Origin of the sequence: uncultured Campylobacter sp., assembly GCF_938045345.1 — a bacterium.
In the GTDB taxonomy this organism is placed as follows: domain Bacteria; phylum Campylobacterota; class Campylobacteria; order Campylobacterales; family Campylobacteraceae; genus Campylobacter_B.
Genome location: NZ_CALIMS010000013.1, coordinates 1 through 19,064, shown reverse-complemented (window position 1 = coordinate 19,064; position 19,064 = coordinate 1). Strand labels below are relative to the sequence as shown.

The following is a 19,064-nucleotide window of genomic DNA, read 5'->3' as shown; positions in this document are numbered from 1 at the left end:
AAACTTTTAAAGGGTATTTAAAAAGCCGTTTTAAAATAAAAATTTACGTTTCAAATCAAAGTGGAAAACCGCTGAATTTACTCCACTTTGATTTTAAGCGTAAATTCGCTTTGATTTGAAAAGCGGTTTTACACATACTCGCTCCTCTTTTCGAGATAAAATTTTAAAAATTATACAAAATTTGTAAGCAAAATTTACTAAAAACAGCTCAAATTTAAAAATCAAAAATAAGCGTTTTTATGCTTATAGTAATGGCGTTTGGATAGTTATAAATTTAAGCTACTCCGCTGCTTTTAAATTTAAAAAGTTAAATCCATTTTAAACAGAATTTGCGTAAAATCCCATTTCAAAAATGTATTGCGCGAGCGGCGACGGCAAATTCAAGCATCATAACGGCGATACCAGATTAAAGTCTCCATAGCGGCGATGGACATAAAACATCGTGGCGGTGCTAGGCTAATCGTCGCGGCGCGCCGGACATAGCCCTCGCAGTACGCCAAGCATGAAGCGTTCGTAACGGAGCTAAATTTAAAGCCCGCGCGGCGATAATCAAAGCATCGCCCGCCGTTCATCTGTGCACTGCAAGCAGCGAACCGCACATTAAAATTTAAAGGTATAAAAGAATGAAGATTTTCAAAGAGCGAAGCTGCAAGGCACGCTCGGCGCTCTCTGCCTACTGGTCGGCAGCGCGGCGTATTCTATAAAAGGCGAGATCGCGTACTTGGATTCTCAAATCTTAGTGTGGATTTTTGCCTTCACATTCCTTTATCACGCGCTTAAAAACATCCAAAATATTACGGGCCCGCAGGTCTTTATAATCTTCAAATACGCCTATAGCATCGCGCTTGCGGCGCTACTATATTTTTCAGCCATTTATATACTCAGAAGATGTGATTGTAATAGGCTGCAAATATACGTGCCGTATTTGATTTTTGCGGTTACGCTCTCTTGGATAATTATAAATTTTAAATTGCGCGCTGCCACCGGATGCAAGCTTTTTATCGTATACGCCGCACTGCTAATCGCAGACATAATCTACGGCATGATGTTCAAAATACCGGCCCCCGCCGCTATAACGATGAGCGTCATAAATTGCATGGAACTGCTAAATTTAATCTTAAATCCATTGGCGTCCGTAGTGCTGCTTCTTGCGTGGCTTAATATAAAAAATCCCGCCGAAGCAAAGGGTCTATGGAGCCAGACGCAGAGATAAAATTTGCTTGCGTTTATACCGCGCGGAGTTTAAATTTAGACTGCGCCGGGGCGTTTACAAAGATAAAATTTCACGCTCGCATGCGCCGTTTTGTCAAAGACATATGGCAGCCAAAATCCGCCCGCTTGCATCCATCTAAGCAGCGCTAGCCATGCGCCGCATCGGCGCGATCCTCGGCAAGATCAAGCAAATATGAAATTTAAGCAAATGCCGCTTTATACGATTATAAGGCCCCTTCGCCGCACTCGTAGCCGAAAATTTTAATCCCGGTATCGCTCTGCTCGTAACGTAGCGCGGGGATTTTTTGCAGTAGATTTTTTAGCTTTTCCAGATCGTTTTTCCGCCCGCCGTCGAAGGCTCGCGGCACCCACACCCACGCGATCTCGTCGTATGCAAACGAGCCTACCGTAAAGCTAGCCCGCTTTGAGCCCGCCTCCCATTTGGAGGAGTTTTTGATAGCATAGAAGTTTGGATAGAGGATTTTTTTGATGATGAAGCATTTGCAAAATTTAAAATCCGCGAAAAACTCCGCCCACGTCGCATCCTCGGTAAAATAGCCCTTTGCGCGCAGACGCTTTTTCTCTTTGCGCAGCCTGATCGGCTCATAAAATCGCTGCCAAGCCCTTGCGCAGGCATCCATAAACGCGAGCATGCGGGCGAAGTAAATTTTAAAAAGCGCCTTAAAAAGCTCCATCTACTTCTCGATCTGCGATTTTAGCGATTTATCGATTGCGATCTCGTTTGAGTTTATGTCGATCGTTTGAAGCGCCTTGTCCTGGAAGATAAATCCGACCTCCTTCGCGCCGAAGCTCTTGGCGATCGCCTCCAGCGTATCGGTCGCGGATTTGTGGATCTTGCCGCCAAGATCGTTGATGATTTTTAGCGAGAGCTGCTTGACCTCGTCCTTGGCGTCGTCGATGAGGAGGTTTTTATCACTCTCGTCAAAGCTCGCGCCGAATAGCCCGTTTAGCGAATCGGGCAGCAGAAACGGCAGCAGCTTGGCGTTTTTCTCGTCGTAAATTTTCATATCTTTGATCGAGTATTTGTATTTGCACGGCGGCATCTTGATCTCGTAGCGATCCTCGCCCTGCGGCAGTATCGCAAACTCGGGGCTTAGTAGGTCGTAAACAAACTCGATCTCAAACTCGAAGATGATGGCGATCTGCTTTTTCGTCATCAGCGGCGAGACGAGCGAGCCCAGCAGCCCGCTGCCTACGTTTTGCTTGCGCGTGACGATCTCTTTGGAGTAAATTTTAAAAACGCTCAGCTCGCCGATGCTTTTAAGCCGCGTGATGTCGGTGGCGATCTGCGGCTTGCCCGCCTGCTCGCCGCTTTTGCGCATCTTAAAAAACATAAAAACCAAGATGCAAAATATCACTAAATTTAGAAGAAAAGCAAAATTTTCCAAATTTCATCCTTTAAAATTTTATCGGTATTTTAGCAAAATACAGCGCCGATTTGTAGTGCAATTGAAATTTTACGATTTTTGCGGCAAGAAATTTTAAAATCGCAAAAGAAATTTTAAAGAAGCGAGCCGCGATTATAAAATTTAACGCGAGCCGCAAGGCTCGCACCGCTAGCGTCGTCGGGGGTTAGGTGGGGTTTGTGGGCGAGCAGAGCAATGCGGTGCTGCGGGGTAGCGCCGCCTCTGCGAGAAGTGTGACCTCGCAATTCAAGCCCCCCTTCCCGCCCCAAGAGAAATATACCAAGAGCTAAAAATACTCAAAAAATTTAACGTGGCGAAATTTCTATAAATTTGCTCTACAAATTTAGCTTACTAAGGCTTAAGTCTTTTGAAATTTTATCGATATAAATTTTAAGCAAGTGTACGTATTATGTATAATACGCAAGGGGGCAGCGCTCGGAGTTGCGAGGCGCGCCCGCTCCCTTACCAACCCCCACCCGCGCGACGCTAGCGGTGCGGACTGTGTCCGCGTTATTTAAACTGCGGCTGCGCCGCATATTTTGAATTTCAAATTTTACGTAAAATTTAAAACCGCGGGCCGCAAAGTGTTCCGGCATAGTGGATATAAAAAGGGGGCAAATTAAAATTTACCCGCTATAAGCCGCGATCAGGATGCAAGCGAGTAAATTTTGAAATTTCAGGCAAATTCACGAGCGAAAATAAATTTTACAAACTCTGACGAAATTTTACAAAATCTCCCTAAAATCATACCCTGCGTTTTTGAGCGCCCAGGCGATGTCCTCTTGATGAGCCTTGCCCTTGGTCTCAAGCGTGATCGTAATCTGCGCGTCGCCGTACTCGATATTGGTCGAGAAGCGGTCGTAGTCGATCTTGACGATGTTTGCGTTGGCGCGGCGCAAAATTTCGGTAAGCCCCGTAAGCGCGCCCGGCTTATCGACGAGCGTGACGTTGATCGTCATCTTGCGGTGCGACTTGATAAGACCTTTTTCGATGATAATGTTTAGCATCTGCACATCGATGTTGCCGCCGCTTAGGATGATACCGATCTTTGCGCCCGCGGGGAATGCAAATTTCGCGTTCATCAGCGCTGCTACTCCCGCCGCGCCCGCGCCCTCGACGATGATTTTTTGCTGCTCGAGCAGATAGAGTATCGCGCTTGCGATCTCCTCGTCATCGACCTGCACGAACTCATCGACGCACTCGATGATCGTGCTAAGCGTGATCTCGCTCGTATCTCGCACCGCGATGCCGTCGGCGATAGTGCGGACCGATTTGGAATTTAGCGGCTTTTTCGCGACGAAGCTATCGTGCATCGCGGGCGCGCCCTTGGCGGCTACGGCGATGATTTTAATGTCCGGATTGATCTGCTTGGCGCAGCTGCAAACCCCCGTCGCAAGCCCGCCGCCACCAACCGGAACGACGATGTATTCAAGATCTGCGACCTCCTCGATCATCTCAAGTGCGATCGTGCCCTGGCCTGCTTGGACGAACTCGTCGTTGAAGGGATGTACGAACGTCAAATTATGCTCTTTGGCATATTCCAGTGCAAACGCATACGCCTCGTCGAAATTATCGCCCTTTAGGATGATCTCTGCGCCCAGAGCCTTCGTGCCGCTTACCTTAAGTAGCGGCGTGGCTTCAGGCATTACGATCACGGCATGCACGCCGAATTTTTGCGCGCTCATCGCTACGCCTTGGGCGTGGTTGCCCGCGCTTGCGGCTATTACTCCATGTGCCCGCTCCTCGTCCGTGAGGTGGGCGATTTTATTGTAAGCGCCGCGAATCTTATACGCGCCGGTGCGCTGCAAATTCTCGCTTTTGAGATACACTTCTGCGCCGTAAAGCTTGCTGAGCTTCGGCGCCAGAGCAAAGGGCGTTTTATAGACGAAATCGTTTATCGTGCGCTTTGCTTGGATAATTTTATTTAGATCAACCATTTATTTCCTTTCGTAATTTTAAATTTTGTTATTATACATATTTTAGGCGAAATTTTATCCCACGCGAAACCTAAATCCGCGACTTCGGTTTTAAGCTCACCTAGCTCCTGCGCCGCAACAGCACGCCGCATTCGATATGCGCCGTATGCGCGAACTGATCGAAGATCGCAAACCTGCGCACCTCGTGCGTAGCGCAAAGCGAGCGTAAATTTTCAAAAAGCGTCTGCGGGTTACAGGAGATGTAGATCAAATTTTGAAAATTTTTTATGAAATCAATCACGCTAGGCTCGAGCCCCGCTCGCGGCGGATCGATCAAGACGTGCGAAAAATCGTAGCCGAAAATATCGATCCCCTTTAGCCGCTCAAACTCGCGCTGCCGCGCAAATGCGCTCATTAGCTCATCTGCACTAAGGCGGACGAATTGCGCGTTGCAAACGCCGTTGAGCTCGCAGTTTATGCGGGCGTTAGCAATCGAGCTTTTTGAAATTTCGCTCGCCAACACGCGGTTAAATTTAGCCGCAAGCGGGATGGTAAAGTTGCCGTGCCCGCAGTACAGCTCCAGCAGATCGCGCGCGGCGGAGCTTTCTGGGCGCACGGCATGTTGTTCGCAGCTCGAATTTTGCGGGGCGGACTGCTCGTGGCCCGAATTTTGTGCGCCGCGCCCTTCGCAGGCTGAATTTTGCACGCTTTGTTTTTCGCAATCCAAATTTTTCGTGGCGGAACTTTGCGCGTCCAAATCCTTACGAGCGAAATTTTTATCCGCAGAGCTCTCGCCTGCGGACGCACAGTTAGATTTCGCGGAATTTTTGCCGTTAAATCTCGCTTGCGCAGAATTTGATGGAGTAGAATTTCGGCACGCGGCGTCAAATTCAGTGGAATTTTCAGAAACGAAATTTCGATCCGTAGAATTTTGCGCGGCAGACTGCTCGCAGCCGTAATTTTGCACAGCGGAATTTTGCGAGGCAAAATTTTTTTCAGTAAAATTCTTTGCGGCGAAATTCTGCGCGGCGCACACCTCGCTTGCGCCCTCTTTGCCGAAGTCCACGCAGCTTCTCGCCCAGGCGATCATCTTTTCGTTCACGCCGCGGTTGGGCTGGATAAAGGCGTTTTCGCCGAAGCGAAATTTATAAACTCGCCCGTCCACGCAAAGCTCGTCTGTGAGGCTTAGCTCGCCGCTTAGCAGCTTCTGTCCGCGCGCGCGAGCCATAACCCCGATGCCAAGCTTGTCCGCCAGCTCGCAAATTGCCTCCTGCTCGCGCTCGCCCAGGCGCTTGTGATAAAGCAGCGTCGCCAAAATCCCGCTGGCGCACGAGATGAACTCGACGCCGAAGAGCCTCTCTTTTAAAGCTTCGTTCCGCCTAAGCGCTTCCAGCAGTTGCGGCATTAAATTTGCGATAGGAAGCGCTACCTTGGGGCATTCGTTAATTAAAATTTTCTTACTCTGTGAGCCGCCCATCGTGTAGGCAAGATCAAATGCGCTATGCCAAATATCGTGCCAGATGCCAAATTCCGCCCTGATGCGGTAATTTTGCGGTTGCGAGGCAAAAAATTCAAACTCGCCGTCAAAAAATTCTCTAAGCTTATCGGCGATCAGACGCTTTTTGTATGAAATTTGATCCTCATAGGGCTCACCGAGCGTGCAGCTGCCGCAACTACCGAAGCTTTCGCAATTCATACATCCACTCTTTTACCCACCACGCGCAGTAAAAGAATGATAGCTGCAATACCCAAGATCAGACATCCCCACACGCTAAGCCCAAAGCCCGCAGGCAGGTAGCCGCAAACAATACTGATGCCGCAAACGACCAAAGCATAGGTCATCTGCGTGCTTACGTGCTCGATGTGATCGCAACCTGCGCCCATCGAAGAGAGGATCGTCGTATCTGAAATCGGCGAGCAGTGATCGCCGAAGATCGCCCCCGTAAGCACCGCGCTGATGTTTACGCACATGAAAACGTGAAATTCCTCGCCGCTAAGTCCGTATTTTTGCCCCACGGCGTGCGCTAACGGTACGGCTAAAGGTGTGACGATGCCCATAGTACCGAAGCTTGTGCCCGTTGAAAATGAGATAAACGAGCTAAGCACGAAGATCACGATCGCAAGAGCAAAGCGCGGCGTTGCGTCGCTTAGAAGCTCGACTAGGTAGCGCGAAGTGCCAAGCTCTTTGATAACCGAGCTAAGCGACCATGCAAAAAGCAGGATTATGACGGTATTTAGCATACTTTTCCAGCCGCCAACCCAGACCTCGATCGCCTCTTTGACGCCGTAAATTTTTTGCGCGATGCCTAAAGCGACGGCGATGATCGATGAAAAGAGCGCGGATTGAAACAGCACGACCGAGGCGTCCGCTGCGCTAAATGCGGTACGGATCGAAGTAAAGCTAAGAGGAGCTGCCTTGACCGCCTCCAAAGCCTCGCCCTCCAGCGAGCTGTAGCCATTAAAATAAAACCCGATGACGGAAAGAACGATCATCGCCCCTAGCGGGATTATCGCGTTTAGCTTGCGAAGTACTACGCCCTCTTTGGGTACGAAAATTTGATCCTCTAAATTTTTAATTTTAAACTCCGCAGCTCCGCTCTTTCCGCCGCGAGATGCGATCTCTGCGCGATACATCGAGCCAAACTCCCTACTCATCACTGCCGTGGCGACTACGAAAAAGATCATGAAAATATTATAAAATCTATACGGGATCGTCTCAACGAAGACGGTGAAGGCGTTTATGTTTTCTACGCCGATCTGCGAGTAGGCCTCTTTGATCGCCGAAATTTCGACTCCGACCCAGGTGGAGATCACCGCGATGCCGGTGATCGGCGCTGCGGTCGCGTCGATGATGAAGGCGAACTTTGCGCGCGAAATTTTAAATTTATCCATAAGAGGTCGCATTATCGGGCCCACGATTAGGGCGTTTGCGTAATCGTCGAAAAATATCACGATACCCATCAGCCAAGTATAAATTTGACCCAAAACGGGAGTGTCGGCGTGTTTGCTAAGCCAGAGCGCAAGCGCCTTCGTACCGCCGCTTTTAGTCACCAGAGCGATGAGCCCGCCGATACACATAACCTGAAGCAAAATGCCCGCATTCCACGTATCCGCCATCGATTTTACCATACGCGAGCACAGATCGGTAAAAGCGAAAAGCGCCGAAGCCGCGATATTTTGATCGACCATACCGATAAGAAAGGTTCCGCTTAGCACGCCCAAAAACAGCGACAAAATCACGTCTTTGGTGATAAAAGCAAGCACGATCGCCGCGACCGGCGGGATAAGCGTCAGCACGCCGTAAAGCTCGCTGTTTCGCACGGCGGGTTCCACGTCCGCAAGCGCCAGCGCGGGCAAAAAAATCGCCGTAAAGATAAGCAAATTTTTTAACATTTTAATCCTTGATGATTGATAAAATTTTAAAATTTAACCTCCGATCGGGGGTTAAATTTTAAAATTCTGCGCGCATTGCAGCAATTATTCATAATTCACGCGCTTTCTTTTACGGCGATTATTGAGCGCCTTAATCGCGCAGCAAACTCTGCTATTTTGCTGCGTTTGCAATTTTGCGAACGCATTTTTAAGCAACTTGTCGCACAATAAAATCTCTCCGGTGCAAAATACCGCGCGCGGCGTAATCACAAGCGTTTTATAAGTGCATTTAAATTCTACTTAACATAGCAAAAGCCCCCAAGTCAAGGTAAAATTCCGCAACACTGCGACACTTGCTTTGCCGCAAAAGGATAAATTTTTCGCGCAAAATTTGACGAAATCCCGCTCTTGATCGCAAAGCAAAATCCCTCAGCAAAAATTTTATCGCGCATAAACGCAAAATATCGCCGTTTTTCAAGCCTGCCTGCGCGTTTATAAAATTTCAGAGCATGCAACCTGCGCAAGCAAAGCGATAAAATTTTAAAGCGTTAAATTCTACCAACTCGCACTCGAAAAATCTGCTAAATTTATAGAATTTACAAAGCGGCAAAACATTAAATTTAAAGCTCATAAAGCTTTTGCAAACCCAAAACGACGACGAAGCGGCGAGCGACCCTTTAAATCAAGCCCGCTAATTCTCACGCTCAGGTGCATCTTGCGGATCGCTCGTAAAATCATCGCTTACTTGCGTAGGACTTAATCCAAGCGAGCGCAAATAGCTCCGCGTAGCCGCTTCACCACCCGCAAGCGCGTAGTCTAGCGCATTTAGCCCCGCCTCGTCGGCCGCCTTTTCGTTTGCGCCCGATTTTACGAGCAATTCAACGATCTGCTTGGTACTTTTTTGCGCCGCAAACATCAGCAGTGTCTTGCCCGCGCCCGAACGCTCACAGCCGTCGCTACGCTCGCCTAACGATGCTAGAGCCTGGGCCTCGGCGCTGCCGATCTGGCGGACATTTACGCTAGCGTGCGAGTAGATTAGCAACTTTACGAGCTCATAATTTTTTGCCGCGGCGGCAAAAAATATCGGAGTTTGCCCAAGCGAGTTTTTATAGCCAACCAAGGCGCCTTTAGAGATCATAAATTTAGCGCTTTGAACGTTATTCATCGCGTAAAATAGCGAGTTTTCCTCGCCCGCATTTACCTGCGCGCCTCGCTCGATCAAAGCGCCGCTAAAGCGCTCGTCATATCCTAGCAAAAGTGCTAGATCCAGGGCATTATCAAGCTCGTAAATAGCAAAATCCTTGCTAAAAAGTAGCGTACGGAACTCATCTGCGCCTACTCCGCCTTTTAGCGCCAGCTCAAGCTCACCGTAATCTCCCGCCTTGCGATCCTTTGCAGCGTATGCGATAAATTCCGCTATCACGGCGCTTGCCAGCTCATCGGCGTCGTTTTTGTTGAATTTAACGGCGAAATAATCTCTTAGTGCCTCCCTGGCTGCTGAGATCTCGCCCATAAAATTGCCATAAGCGATGAAATTTCCAATCTTGCGCTCGGAGTAAAATTCTAAGGCTTCAAGCGATTTTTCGCTAATTTGCGCGTAGTTTTTCTCTTTAGCATAGCTCAAAAAGCCCTCGCCATCCATCCCCGCAAATGCCAAGGTTCGCTCAAGCCTTTTTTCGTTCAGCAAGGCTTCGTTACCGACACAATCGATATTTTCGTCCCTGATCTCAGAAGCTGCGCTTTTTAAATTTTGCAAAAATTCTGCGCCAGCTAGCGAGCCTTTACAGCCAAAATCGCTTTGCAGTAGCTCTTCGTCCGCAGGCTCTTTGCTAAAAAAGCCGCGCGGATCGCTTAGTATCTGCTCGCAAGAAGCGCCAAAAAGCGTGCCGCAAAAAACAAACGAACCCATTAGAATTTTTCGCATCGCTACCTCGAATTGCATTTGAAGCGTTATTTTACCTTTAAATTTATTTATTAAAACTTAGTGCGGGCGGTGGAATTCTACAGAATTCCTTTCAACCTTATAAAATTTTGCGGAATTTTTAAAATTTTACGGCGCAGCGGCGAGCGGTGCTAAATAATGGCAGTTAGAGGCGCAGCAATGAAGGGCTATATGAGGGCACAGCGATCGGCAGGCTAAAATTTTAAAATTTACGCGCGAGCTAGCGGTAAAATAAAATTTTGCAAGCTGTACAAATCTGGCGGAATTCCGTACTAGGCTTATCGTGAAATAAAATTTTTTCAAGTGGAGCCCGTTCCGCGGAATTCTACACGCATTAGTAGCCAGATAGAATTTGCGAGGTAAAATTCCTTGCAGAATGAAATAATTTTGCGCGTTTTGCACGGAACAATTAAAATTTCGCCGCGCAAAATTCCGCGCCTAGCGCAAAATCCGTCGCGTTAAAATTTAGCAAATTTCAATCTGATGGAATTTAGCACGACCGTTACGGAGCTAAAGCACATCGCCGCAGCGCCGTACATCGGCTTTAGAAGCACGCCGAGCGCCGGATATAGCGCGCCTGCTGCGATCGGGATACATACGGCGTTGTAAAAGAGCGCCCAGAAAAGGTTTTGCCTAATCGTCCGCATGGCAGCACCGCCTAGACGGAATAGATATAGCACGCTTTCAAGGTCGTTTTTTATAAAAATCACGTCGCCCGCGCCCTTGGCTACGTCGCTGCCGCCGTTCATCGCGACGCCGATACTAGCGGCTTTTAAGCTCGGTGCGTCATTGACGCCGTCGCCCACGAAAAGCACCCGCCTGCCCTCATCGGTCAGGGATTTGATGAACTCATATTTGCTGCTTGGAAGCACTCCGCTTTTTACCTCGTCGATGCCGAGATTGCGAGCGACAAAATTTGCCGTTTTGGCGTTATCGCCCGTTAGCATGACGGTTTTTACGCCGCTTTTTTGCAGCGCCTGTACGACGCCCTGCGCTTCGGCTCTAATCTCGTCGCTAAATGCGATGAAGCCCGCGTATGAGCCGCCTATCGCGCAATAAACGACGCCAAAGCCCTTGTCTAAAAGCTCCTCCGCTTCTACTTCGACGCCCGCATCCACGCCGCGCTCGCGCAGAAAGCCCGCGCTGCCGCAAAGAATTTCGCCGGTGGGATTTTTCGCGACGATCCCCTTGCCCGCGATGCTTTCAAACTCGCCGTTAAATTTAGAAATTTCGCCGAATTTCAGCTCGGCAAATTTTACGATCGCCTTTGAGATCGGATGCTCGCTAAGCTTTTGCGCGCTTGCTAGAGCGTAGAGATCTTGAGCGCTCAGATCGCTGAAGTTTACCGAAATTTCGCCCTTGCTAAGCGTACCGGTTTTATCGAAAACCGCGACGTCGGCGCCTTTTAAAATTTCTAAAATTTCGGGATTTTTTATTAAAATTCCAGCCTTTGCGGCGTTTGAGATCGCGCAAACGATCGCAATCGGCGTCGCAAGCCCTAGCGCGCACGGGCAGGAGATGATAAGCACGCAAATAGCGGCGGATGCGGCATATGAGAGCCGTCCGTCAAGCGCCATCCACGCTATAAAACTAGCAAGCGCGATCAAAATCACCGCGGGCACGAAGATATTTGAAATTTTATCCGCAAAGCGCGCGATTGGCATCTTTTTATTGCCCGCTTCGTTCAGCAAATTTTTAATCTCGGCAAGCAGCGTCTGATGCGAAAATTTCGTCACCTTCACGTAGATGACGCCGTCCGTGCTGACGCAGCCCGCATTTACCTCATCGCCCACGCCTTTATAAACCGCCAAGCTCTCGCCGCTAATGAGCGAGGTGTCGATCTGTGCGCCGCCTTCTACGATAAGCCCGTCGCAAGGGATGCGCGAGCCGTTTTTTACTAGCACCTTATCGCCCGGCTTTAGCGCTTCTGCGTGCACTTCGGCTATCGTGCCGTCGTCTTTGATCAAAAGCGCGGTTTTGGGGCTTAGATCGATTAACCCCTTGATGTAGTCGTTCGCCTTCATCTTGCTGCGCTCTTCAAGGTATTTGCCGAGCGAGATAAAGGCGATTATCATCGAGGCGGAGGAGAAATAAAGATTGGTAAATTCGTTCTGCGCGCCGTGCGTATAGACCCATACTGCGGCCGTTAGAGAATAGGCAAACGCAAAAAAGCTTCCCATCGCCACGAGCACGTTCATATCAAAGCTTCTGTTTTTCAGCGAGCCGTAAGAGTGATAAAAGAAGTTCTTGCCGCAGTAAAATAGGCTCACGCACGCCATTGCCGCGCAAAGTAGCGCCTTTGGGACGAAGCTCAAAAACCCGCTCATCTCCACAGCCATTACCGCCGCGGCTAAAATGAGAGCGAGGATTAACCTAAATAGCGCCGCTTTGAGGTTGCGCCGCTTTTTGCGCTCCAAATCCTCGTAATCGACGGCGATGTCGTAGCCTAGCTTTTTGATCTTGGCTTTTAGCGTCTCCTCAAGCGCCGGATCAGCAAGTACGAACTCGCCGCTGCCGTTTGCGAAATTTACGTGAGCTTCCTGCACCCCCTCGATCTTGCGACTTACCCGCTCGATCGCATTGGAGCAGTTTACGCAGCTCATCCCGACGATATTTAGAGTGATTTTGCTTGGCATTACGTTAGTTCGCGCAGGCTAGCTTTTCTGCGACACTAAAGCCCAAATCGTCCATCTCCTCTTTAAATTTAGCCTCGTCGCGCGGATCTAAGCTCAAACTCACCACTCCGCTTGCCACGTCTACCTCAATCTCGCCAAAATCATCCTTAAGCGCATTTTTGATCGTCCTCGCGCAGTTTTCGCAGTGGATATTTTGCGCCTTAAATTTTACGCTTTGTTTCAAAGCCATGGATCTCTCCTTTGGATTAAAATTTCAAAACTTATACTACTTTTTAATAAATTTTATTTCAACGCCCGCTCCTGAAATTTAAGGGTTTTTCGTTATAATCACCCGTTTTAAATTTAAGCTTTAAGGAATTTTATGGGACGAGCTTTTGAATACAGACGCGCTTCAAAAGAAGCTAGATGGGGGAAGATGAGCAAACTTTTCCCAAAACTGGGCAAGGCCATAACGATGGCTGCGAAAGAGGGCGGCGAAGATCCGCTGATGAACTCCAAGCTGCGCGCCGCGATCGCTACGGCAAAGGCGCAAAATATGCCCAAAGACAATATCGACGCGGCTATCAAGCGCGCAAGCGGCAAAGATAGCGCCGATATCAAAACGATCTTCTACGACGGCAAGGCGCCGCACGGCGCGCTTTTAATAATCGAATGCGCCACCGACAACCCGACCCGCACCGTCGCAAACGTTAAGTCAATTTTAAACAAAGCTAAGGGCGAGTTTTTGCCGAGCGGCAGTTTGAAATTTATGTTTTCGCACAAGGCCGTTTTTGAAACCAAGCTGCCGAGCCGCGACATCGAGGAGCTGGAGCTTGAGCTCATCGACTTCGGTCTTAGCGAGCTTGAGATCAACGAGTTTGAAAACGACAAGGGCGAGCTCGAAAAGACGCTTCTAATCTACGGCGAATACGAAAGCTTCGGCACTCTAAACGAAGGTATCGAAAAGATAGGGCTTGAGATCATCAGCGCAAGCTTAAAATTTGTCGCTAACGAAAAGCACGAGTTTAGCGAGGATCAGCTTGGTGACATCGATGCACTGCTAGAGCGGCTAGAGGATGATGACGACGTGCAGGCAGTTTACACCAATATCGCATAGGAGAAAAAATGGAAAGCTTAAAAATTTACGACATCGACGCAGCGGCTTTGGCGCGCGATAAATACGCCGTTATCAAAACTGAAAAGGGCGATATGAGGCTGGAGCTTTTCGGCGACGAAGCTCCGCAGGCGGTTACGAATTTCGCTAGCCTCGCGCGTAGCGGGTTTTACAAGGGGCTAAATTTTCACCGCGTGATCCCAAATTTCGTAATCCAAGGCGGCTGCCCGCGCGGCACCGGCACGGGAGGTCCTGGCTGGCGCATAAAGTGCGAATGCGACCGCCAAAAGCACAAGCACGTGCGCGGCGCGCTATCGATGGCGCACGCAGGGCGCGATACGGGCGGAAGCCAGTTTTTCGTCTGCCACAGCGCGCAGCCGCACCTAGACGGCGTGCACACGGTGTTCGGTCGTATCGTAGATCAGCCTAGCCTGGCGGTTTTAGACGCGATTAGGCAGGGCGATAAGATCATTGACGTCGAGATTAAAGAGAGCTTATAGCCGTGATTAAATTTAAGCCGCGGGGCGCCAGACCGTGATAAAGATCGGCACGGACATAACCGCGGTGCGCAGGATCGCGGCGCTGCGCGCAAAATACGGCGTGAAATTTCTAAAGCGCATTTTGAAAAAATCCGAACGCTCCTCCACGCTACGCGACGAAAGTATCGCGGGCGTCTATGCCGCCAAAGAGGCGCTTAGCAAGGCACTAGGCACCGGCATCGGCGCGGAGTTCGGCTTCAAAGACGCCAAAATTTACAAAGACGCTCTGGGCGCGCCGCATCTAAAAATACGTAAAAAAATCCGCAAAAAATTTCATATCAAATCCACAAGTCTTAGCATCACGCACGACGCAAACGTCGCAATCGCGGTAGTCGCACTCGATATAAAACTAACGAAATAACGAATATATAAGAGGACGAATTTTGAAAAAATATCTTATTAATTTTCTAAAATTTATAAAGCGCCATTATATAATCTCTGCGATTTTTATCATCTGCATTTTGACTTTTATCCCTTATATGCCTATAAATATGGGTTTAAACTACGCCGGAGTTTGCACCAATCCCTTGCATTTTGGCATCTTATCGGATAATGAACTAAAAGAGATAGCGTTTAAGCAGTATTTGAAAAATGAGCATGCAAAGAGCAATTACCCTTTTTATGAAATCTTTTTAAGAGACAGTAGGCCGAAGGATTTAGACTTTGATATCGACTGGTGGGAAATTTATCGTAAGTGTAACGGCGACAAGCGCCCCGATGATAAGTGTGAATTTTGGAAAGTATCTAAAGAACTAAATTTAGAAAATCTATTGTCTATCGGCAGACAAATTTGTAAAGACGGGAAACAAGTCACGCAGATAGATAAATCCATACTAAAAGCTATAGATGATGAAGACGTGGTATATCCATGGGAGGATAACAAGCTTTTTAATGATAAAGGAGAACTCAATTATTCGGTTTATTACAAGAGAAAGTATCACGATGAAAAAACGCATCAAGAATCGGATTGGATATTAAAATTTTTTCAATATAACTCTATTGCAGTATTTAAATCCGATAAGAATTTCACTGCCTCTGATAAAATTCGAGGAGAAAGCGATAAGATCGTGTACATTATAAAGTATAGTGGAACAACAGGCTCGCTGATGGCAATGTTAAAAAATAGGAATTTTGATAGTTTTTGTGAAGATATCGATTCAATTGAAACGGGAAAAAGGGATCTAAATAAACTTACTTATCGCGGTACTACATTACTAGAAGATAATACGACAAAAACATGGACAAGCAATAATTATGGCGAGATAAGGATACGCGTAGATAACTGCGGGAACGGACTTGAAACGCTATATCATGGTCCTTGGGACTATTTTGAAGAATATATGAAACTCAATAAAATCAAATTTAAGGAGTAATCTATGTCAAAAATAGTAGATATGAAGAGCGAAATCAAAATGGCTTAATGAATTTGACTTTGCAAAACTCTTAAATCAGCCGCAATAGTTTTTTCTACTAATAGGCTTAAAATTAAATTTCCAAATTCCGCGACAGTAAAATTTTTGAAATTTCAAACCGCGCCACAAAACTAAAATAAAATCAAACAAAGCATTACAGATTCAGGCGAAATTCTACGCTTTGCCGCGACGTCGCATATTCTAGCGCTAAGATTAAAATTCCTCGTAGAACCTAATGGCGCCGCCTTTCCGCTACGATAAAATTTTACGGAATTTTTTGTGATTGCTCCATATAAATTTTAGATTAGAGCCGCGTAAATTTTAATCGTCCGCGCCAAGCTACGATTAAATTTCAAGCGTTTCAAGCGCAAAGCACCGTCGCAGCGCCGGCTTACGTCAAAACTCCTAAAACTACGACTAAAATTCCAAGCCGCGATCGAATTTTACGCGCAACGAAAGGCGGATTATTCCGCCTTTTTTAGATTATCGGCGAGCAAAAACGCAAGCTCTAGCGCCTGATCTGCGTTTAGGCGCGGATCGCACTGCGTTTCGTAGCGCTGTTTTAGCGTCTCTTGCGTCACGTTAAATGAGCCGCCCGTGCACTCGGTGACGTTTTGGCCGGTCATCTCAAGATGGATGCCGCCCGCGTGCGTGCCCTCCGCAGCGTGGATCTCGAAAAAGCTCTGAACCTCGCTTAAAATTTTAGAAAATTCGCGCGTTTTGTAGCCGTTGGCGGCCTTGACGGTGTTGCCGTGCATCGGATCGATGCTGTATAGGATCGTTCTGCCCTCGCGCTTTAGCTCGCGTAAAATTTGCGGCAGCCGCGCGCCGATCTTATCCGCACCCATGCGGATGATAACGTTTAGCCTGCCCGCTTCGTTTTGTGGATTGAGTTTGTCGCAAAGGCGCAAAATTTCATCCGCGGTGCCGCTCGGGCCGATCTTGACGCCGAGAGGGTTTTTGATACCGCTTAAAAAATGCACATGCGCATCGTCCGCGCCGCGCGTGCGCTCGCCGATCCAAAGCATGTGCGCCGAGCAGTCGTACCAATCGCCGCTAGTGCTGTCGATGCGCGTCAGACACTCCTCGTAGTGCAGCAGCAGCGCCTCGTGCGAGGTGTAAAGCACCGTCTCGGCAAGGCTCGGAGAATTCGCGGCGCTCAGTCCGCATGCCTCCATAAATTTAAGCGTGCGCGAAATTTCATCACTCAGCTCGTTAAATTTAGCCTCCAGCTCGCCCTTTTTCAAAAAGCCCAAATTCCACTTATGCACCTCGTGCAGGTTCGCAAGACCGCCGCGAGAAAAGGCGCGCAGCAGATTCAGCGTCGAAGCGCTTTGATGATACGCCTCGATCATGCGCGCAGGATCCGGCTTTCGCGCCGCTTCGTTAAACTCAAATCCGTTGATTATGTCGCCGCGATAGCTAGGCAGACTTACGCCGCCCACTTCCTCAAAGTCGCTGCTGCGCGGCTTTGCGAACTGCCCTGCGATACGACCTACCTTCACGACGGGGCGACCCGCCGCGAAGGTAAGAATGATCGCCATTTGAAGCATTACCTTAAACATATCGCGGATATTATTCGCGCTAAAATCATTAAAGCTCTCAGCGCAATCGCCGCCTTGAAGCAAAAACGACTTGCCTTCGCTGGCGCGTGCAAGCTCGGCTTTTAGGTTGCGAACCTCGCCCGCGAAAATTAACGGCGGCAGCTTGTAAAGGCGATCTTTGGCGGCCTGTACCGCACTTTCATCCTGATAGATCGGCTGCTGTAAAATTTTATAATCTTTCCACGACGTCCTACTCCAACTCATAGCCCCTCCTAGGTTTCGTAAAATTTCACGATTATACCGAAATAAGCTTTTATTAACCCAAAAAATCTTAAAATAGCGCCTTTAGGCAATTTGGAAGGAATTTTATGGAAGAAAACCGCACTAAAGGGCTAATGCTTGCTCTTGCCACCTTTGTTATGTGGGGCGTTTTTCCGATATTTTTCAAGCTCATAAAGGACGTGGATGCGGTGCAAATTTTAGCGCATCGCGTAGTTTGGTCCTTCCTGCTGCTGCTCGTTTTTCTCTGCTTTACGCACCGCTTAAAAAACGTCGCGCGCCTTCTTAGCACCCCTAAAATCGCTCTCACGCTGCTTTGTACGGGACTACTTATCAGCACGAACTGGGGCATTTATATCTACGCGGTAAATTCCGATCAAATTTTAGCCACCAGCCTCGGATATTTTATAAATCCGCTATTTTCGGTACTTTTGGGCGCTTTGTTTCTGCACGAACGGCTAAGCGCGGCGGCGAAATTTTCCCTTCTGCTAGCCTTTGCGGCGATCGGCGTGCAAATTTACGCGCTGGGTAGGCTTCCCATAATCTCGCTCGTGCTGCCGCTTAGCTTTGCATTTTACGGCCTCATACGCAAGAAGGTAAAAGTGCCTAGCTTTGAGGGGCTGTTTTGCGAGACGACGCTGATGCTGCTGCCCGCGCTTGCGTTTCTGATCTACTGCGCGTTGAAAGGAAGCGGCGCCTTCGGCTTTAGCGTAAGCGGCGCGCTGCTGTTTGCAAGCGGACTGATTACGATTTTGCCGCTGCTTACCTTCGCCGTAAGCACGCAGTATCTGCCGCTATCCACGATCGGCTTTATGCAATATATCAGCCCCAGCATGAGTATGCTAATCGCGGTATTTGTTTACGGCGAGGAGCTTGAGACTTATAAAATTTTGAGCTTTTCGCTAATTTGGTTCGGGCTCGCGGTCGTGGGCCTAGACGGCTTAAGGAGAAAAAATGGCTAATTTCGCTTTGATGTTCGCAGTCGCCCTTGCGGTGGGCGCGCTCGTGTATTTTCAGGTCCAAAAGGCTTCCGCGCGCGCAGACGCCGCAGATCCCGAGCTTAGCTCGCAAAGGTATATGAAATTTTGCGATATTTTAGAGGGCAAACTGCGAGATTTAAAGCGGCTTGAACTGCACGACGAAAGCGCTCGCGAGAGCTATCTAGGCGAGCTCGAGACTCTTAGCAAGGAGTTAGTCTATATCAAAACGATGCATCAAAGCAACCTAAACCCCACCGTGTGGGAGGGCAAGCTATTTGAGTTTCTAAGTAAAACGGACGCTCTGATCGAAAAATACGCCGCTAGCGCAGAGCGCTCGCTGCAAGACTGGCGCAAGCAGCTGGAGATGGAATTTAAGAATTTGTAGCGCGAAATTTTAAGCGGCGAATTTCGCGGGTGTCTATATCGGTAGAATTTTAACGCCTAAATTTATATAATTTAACGCGCCGCAACTCTTGGAATTTTTAAAATTTACATACGCGCCGGAATTTTTTGCAAACCGCTTGCGTCATAGCGGCAAAATTCCATGTGTTTTATAAAGCAAAAACGACGCAAATTTTAAATCGGCGTAATTTATAGAATTTTGCAAGATACATAGCAACCGCGAAGCCGATAATTGCGTCTGTAAATTTTATAGAATTTACTCATTGGTAGACGCGGTATCTGCAGTCTTGGATCCCGCTTGCTCTAGCTG

General features: G+C 48.3%; 17 protein-coding genes and 1 pseudogene. 7 read left to right on the top strand and 11 right to left on the bottom strand.

Features of this window, described 5'->3' with window-relative positions:
* Positions 1–721 precede the first annotated feature (721 nt).
* Positions 722–1,213 carry a hypothetical protein gene (locus tag Q0144_RS03380; RefSeq protein ID WP_298061714.1) on the top strand — a complete coding sequence of 164 codons (492 nt, stop codon included), beginning with the start codon at positions 722–724 and terminating at the stop codon, positions 1,211–1,213.
* Between the two features lie 223 nt (positions 1,214–1,436).
* Here Q0144_RS03380 and Q0144_RS03375 read toward each other — a convergent pair whose 3' ends face one another.
* From Q0144_RS03375 to Q0144_RS03330, 10 genes and pseudogenes are all read right to left on the bottom strand, one after another.
* On the bottom strand, positions 1,437–1,907 hold the full coding sequence (locus Q0144_RS03375; RefSeq protein WP_298061712.1) for a hypothetical protein: 471 nt from the start codon (positions 1,905–1,907) through the stop codon (positions 1,437–1,439).
* Positions 1,908–2,621, bottom strand: coding sequence for a DUF4230 domain-containing protein (locus Q0144_RS03370; RefSeq protein ID WP_298061710.1), 714 nt, complete (start codon positions 2,619–2,621; stop codon positions 1,908–1,910).
* A gap of 113 nt (positions 2,622–2,734) precedes the next feature.
* Positions 2,735–2,884 (bottom strand): hypothetical protein, encoded by a 150-nt coding sequence (locus Q0144_RS03365; RefSeq protein WP_298061708.1) that lies wholly within the window; start codon positions 2,882–2,884, stop codon positions 2,735–2,737.
* A gap of 480 nt (positions 2,885–3,364) precedes the next feature.
* The gene (gene ilvA, locus Q0144_RS03360) at positions 3,365–4,576 is read right to left on the bottom strand and encodes a threonine ammonia-lyase (protein ID WP_005872070.1); all 1,212 of its coding nucleotides are present in this window, start codon (positions 4,574–4,576) and stop codon (positions 3,365–3,367) included.
* 100 nt (positions 4,577–4,676) lie between these two features.
* Positions 4,677–5,645: a methyltransferase domain-containing protein gene (locus tag Q0144_RS03355; protein ID WP_298061823.1), complete on the bottom strand. Its 969-nt coding sequence runs from the start codon at positions 5,643–5,645 to the stop codon at positions 4,677–4,679.
* Between the two features lie 27 nt (positions 5,646–5,672).
* Positions 5,673–6,251, bottom strand: a pseudogene (locus Q0144_RS03350) (tRNA (uridine(54)-C5)-methyltransferase TrmA); the annotation flags it as partial.
* Positions 6,248–7,948 (bottom strand): Na+/H+ antiporter NhaC family protein, encoded by a 1,701-nt coding sequence (locus Q0144_RS03345; RefSeq protein ID WP_298061706.1) that lies wholly within the window; start codon positions 7,946–7,948, stop codon positions 6,248–6,250. The gene Q0144_RS03345 and the pseudogene Q0144_RS03350, both read right to left, overlap by 4 nt.
* 670 nt (positions 7,949–8,618) lie before the next feature.
* Positions 8,619–9,869 carry an ankyrin repeat domain-containing protein gene (locus Q0144_RS03340; RefSeq protein ID WP_298061704.1) on the bottom strand — a complete coding sequence of 417 codons (1,251 nt, stop codon included), beginning with the start codon at positions 9,867–9,869 and terminating at the stop codon, positions 8,619–8,621.
* A gap of 458 nt (positions 9,870–10,327) precedes the next feature.
* Positions 10,328–12,505 (bottom strand): cation-translocating P-type ATPase, encoded by a 2,178-nt coding sequence (locus tag Q0144_RS03335; RefSeq protein ID WP_298061700.1) that lies wholly within the window; start codon positions 12,503–12,505, stop codon positions 10,328–10,330.
* Positions 12,506–12,509: 4 nt separating this feature from the next.
* Positions 12,510–12,734: a heavy-metal-associated domain-containing protein gene (locus Q0144_RS03330; protein WP_297988354.1), complete on the bottom strand. Its 225-nt coding sequence runs from the start codon at positions 12,732–12,734 to the stop codon at positions 12,510–12,512.
* 132 nt (positions 12,735–12,866) lie between these two features.
* On the opposite strand from Q0144_RS03330, the gene Q0144_RS03325 reads away from it, so the two are divergent.
* The 4 genes from Q0144_RS03325 to Q0144_RS03310 are packed head-to-tail and all read left to right on the top strand — an operon-like array spanning position 12,867 to position 15,510.
* The gene (locus tag Q0144_RS03325) at positions 12,867–13,601 is read left to right on the top strand and encodes a YebC/PmpR family DNA-binding transcriptional regulator (protein WP_297988357.1); all 735 of its coding nucleotides are present in this window, start codon (positions 12,867–12,869) and stop codon (positions 13,599–13,601) included.
* An 8-nt stretch (positions 13,602–13,609) separates the two neighbouring features.
* Positions 13,610–14,098 (top strand): peptidylprolyl isomerase, encoded by a 489-nt coding sequence (locus tag Q0144_RS03320; protein WP_298061698.1) that lies wholly within the window; start codon positions 13,610–13,612, stop codon positions 14,096–14,098.
* Between the two features lie 37 nt (positions 14,099–14,135).
* Positions 14,136–14,498, top strand: a complete 363-nt coding sequence (gene acpS, locus Q0144_RS03315; RefSeq protein ID WP_298061821.1) for a holo-ACP synthase — start codon at positions 14,136–14,138, stop codon at positions 14,496–14,498.
* A 22-nt stretch (positions 14,499–14,520) separates the two neighbouring features.
* Complete coding sequence (locus tag Q0144_RS03310) at positions 14,521–15,510, top strand: hypothetical protein (RefSeq protein WP_005872098.1); 990 nt, start codon at positions 14,521–14,523, stop codon at positions 15,508–15,510.
* Positions 15,511–16,013: 503 nt separating this feature from the next.
* On the opposite strand, the gene Q0144_RS03305 is transcribed toward Q0144_RS03310, so the two are convergent.
* On the bottom strand, positions 16,014–17,357 hold the full coding sequence (locus tag Q0144_RS03305) for a class II 3-deoxy-7-phosphoheptulonate synthase (RefSeq protein ID WP_298061696.1): 1,344 nt from the start codon (positions 17,355–17,357) through the stop codon (positions 16,014–16,016).
* Positions 17,358–17,461: 104 nt separating this feature from the next.
* On the opposite strand from Q0144_RS03305, the gene rarD reads away from it, so the two are divergent.
* The gene (gene rarD / locus Q0144_RS03300; protein WP_298061693.1) at positions 17,462–18,334 is read left to right on the top strand and encodes an EamA family transporter RarD; all 873 of its coding nucleotides are present in this window, start codon (positions 17,462–17,464) and stop codon (positions 18,332–18,334) included.
* Complete coding sequence (locus Q0144_RS03295; RefSeq protein WP_298061691.1) at positions 18,327–18,737, top strand: hypothetical protein; 411 nt, start codon at positions 18,327–18,329, stop codon at positions 18,735–18,737. The genes rarD and Q0144_RS03295 overlap by 8 nt, the downstream gene beginning before the upstream one ends.
* Positions 18,738–19,064: the final 327 nt, after the last annotated feature.

What these genes read in the sequence shown, in the direction of transcription:
- Q0144_RS03375 (WP_298061712.1), bottom strand. Translation starts at nt 1,907, where the DNA reads ATGGAGCTTTTTAAGGCGCTTTTTAAAATTTACTTCGCCCGCATGCTC.
- ilvA (WP_005872070.1), bottom strand. Translation starts at nt 4,576, where the DNA reads ATGGTTGATCTAAATAAAATTATCCAAGCAAAGCGCACGATAAACGAT.
- Q0144_RS03355 (WP_298061823.1), bottom strand. Translation starts at nt 5,645, where the DNA reads ATGATCGCCTGGGCGAGAAGCTGCGTGGACTTCGGCAAAGAGGGCGCA.
- Q0144_RS03345 (WP_298061706.1), bottom strand. Translation starts at nt 7,948, where the DNA reads ATGTTAAAAAATTTGCTTATCTTTACGGCGATTTTTTTGCCCGCGCTG.
- Q0144_RS03340 (WP_298061704.1), bottom strand. Translation starts at nt 9,869, where the DNA reads ATGCAATTCGAGGTAGCGATGCGAAAAATTCTAATGGGTTCGTTTGTT.
- Q0144_RS03335 (WP_298061700.1), bottom strand. Translation starts at nt 12,505, where the DNA reads ATGCCAAGCAAAATCACTCTAAATATCGTCGGGATGAGCTGCGTAAAC.
- Q0144_RS03330 (WP_297988354.1), bottom strand. Translation starts at nt 12,734, where the DNA reads ATGGCTTTGAAACAAAGCGTAAAATTTAAGGCGCAAAATATCCACTGC.
- Q0144_RS03325 (WP_297988357.1), top strand. Translation starts at nt 12,867, where the DNA reads ATGGGACGAGCTTTTGAATACAGACGCGCTTCAAAAGAAGCTAGATGG.
- Q0144_RS03320 (WP_298061698.1), top strand. Translation starts at nt 13,610, where the DNA reads ATGGAAAGCTTAAAAATTTACGACATCGACGCAGCGGCTTTGGCGCGC.
- Q0144_RS03305 (WP_298061696.1), bottom strand. Translation starts at nt 17,357, where the DNA reads ATGAGTTGGAGTAGGACGTCGTGGAAAGATTATAAAATTTTACAGCAG.
- rarD (WP_298061693.1), top strand. Translation starts at nt 17,462, where the DNA reads ATGGAAGAAAACCGCACTAAAGGGCTAATGCTTGCTCTTGCCACCTTT.
- Q0144_RS03295 (WP_298061691.1), top strand. Translation starts at nt 18,327, where the DNA reads ATGGCTAATTTCGCTTTGATGTTCGCAGTCGCCCTTGCGGTGGGCGCG.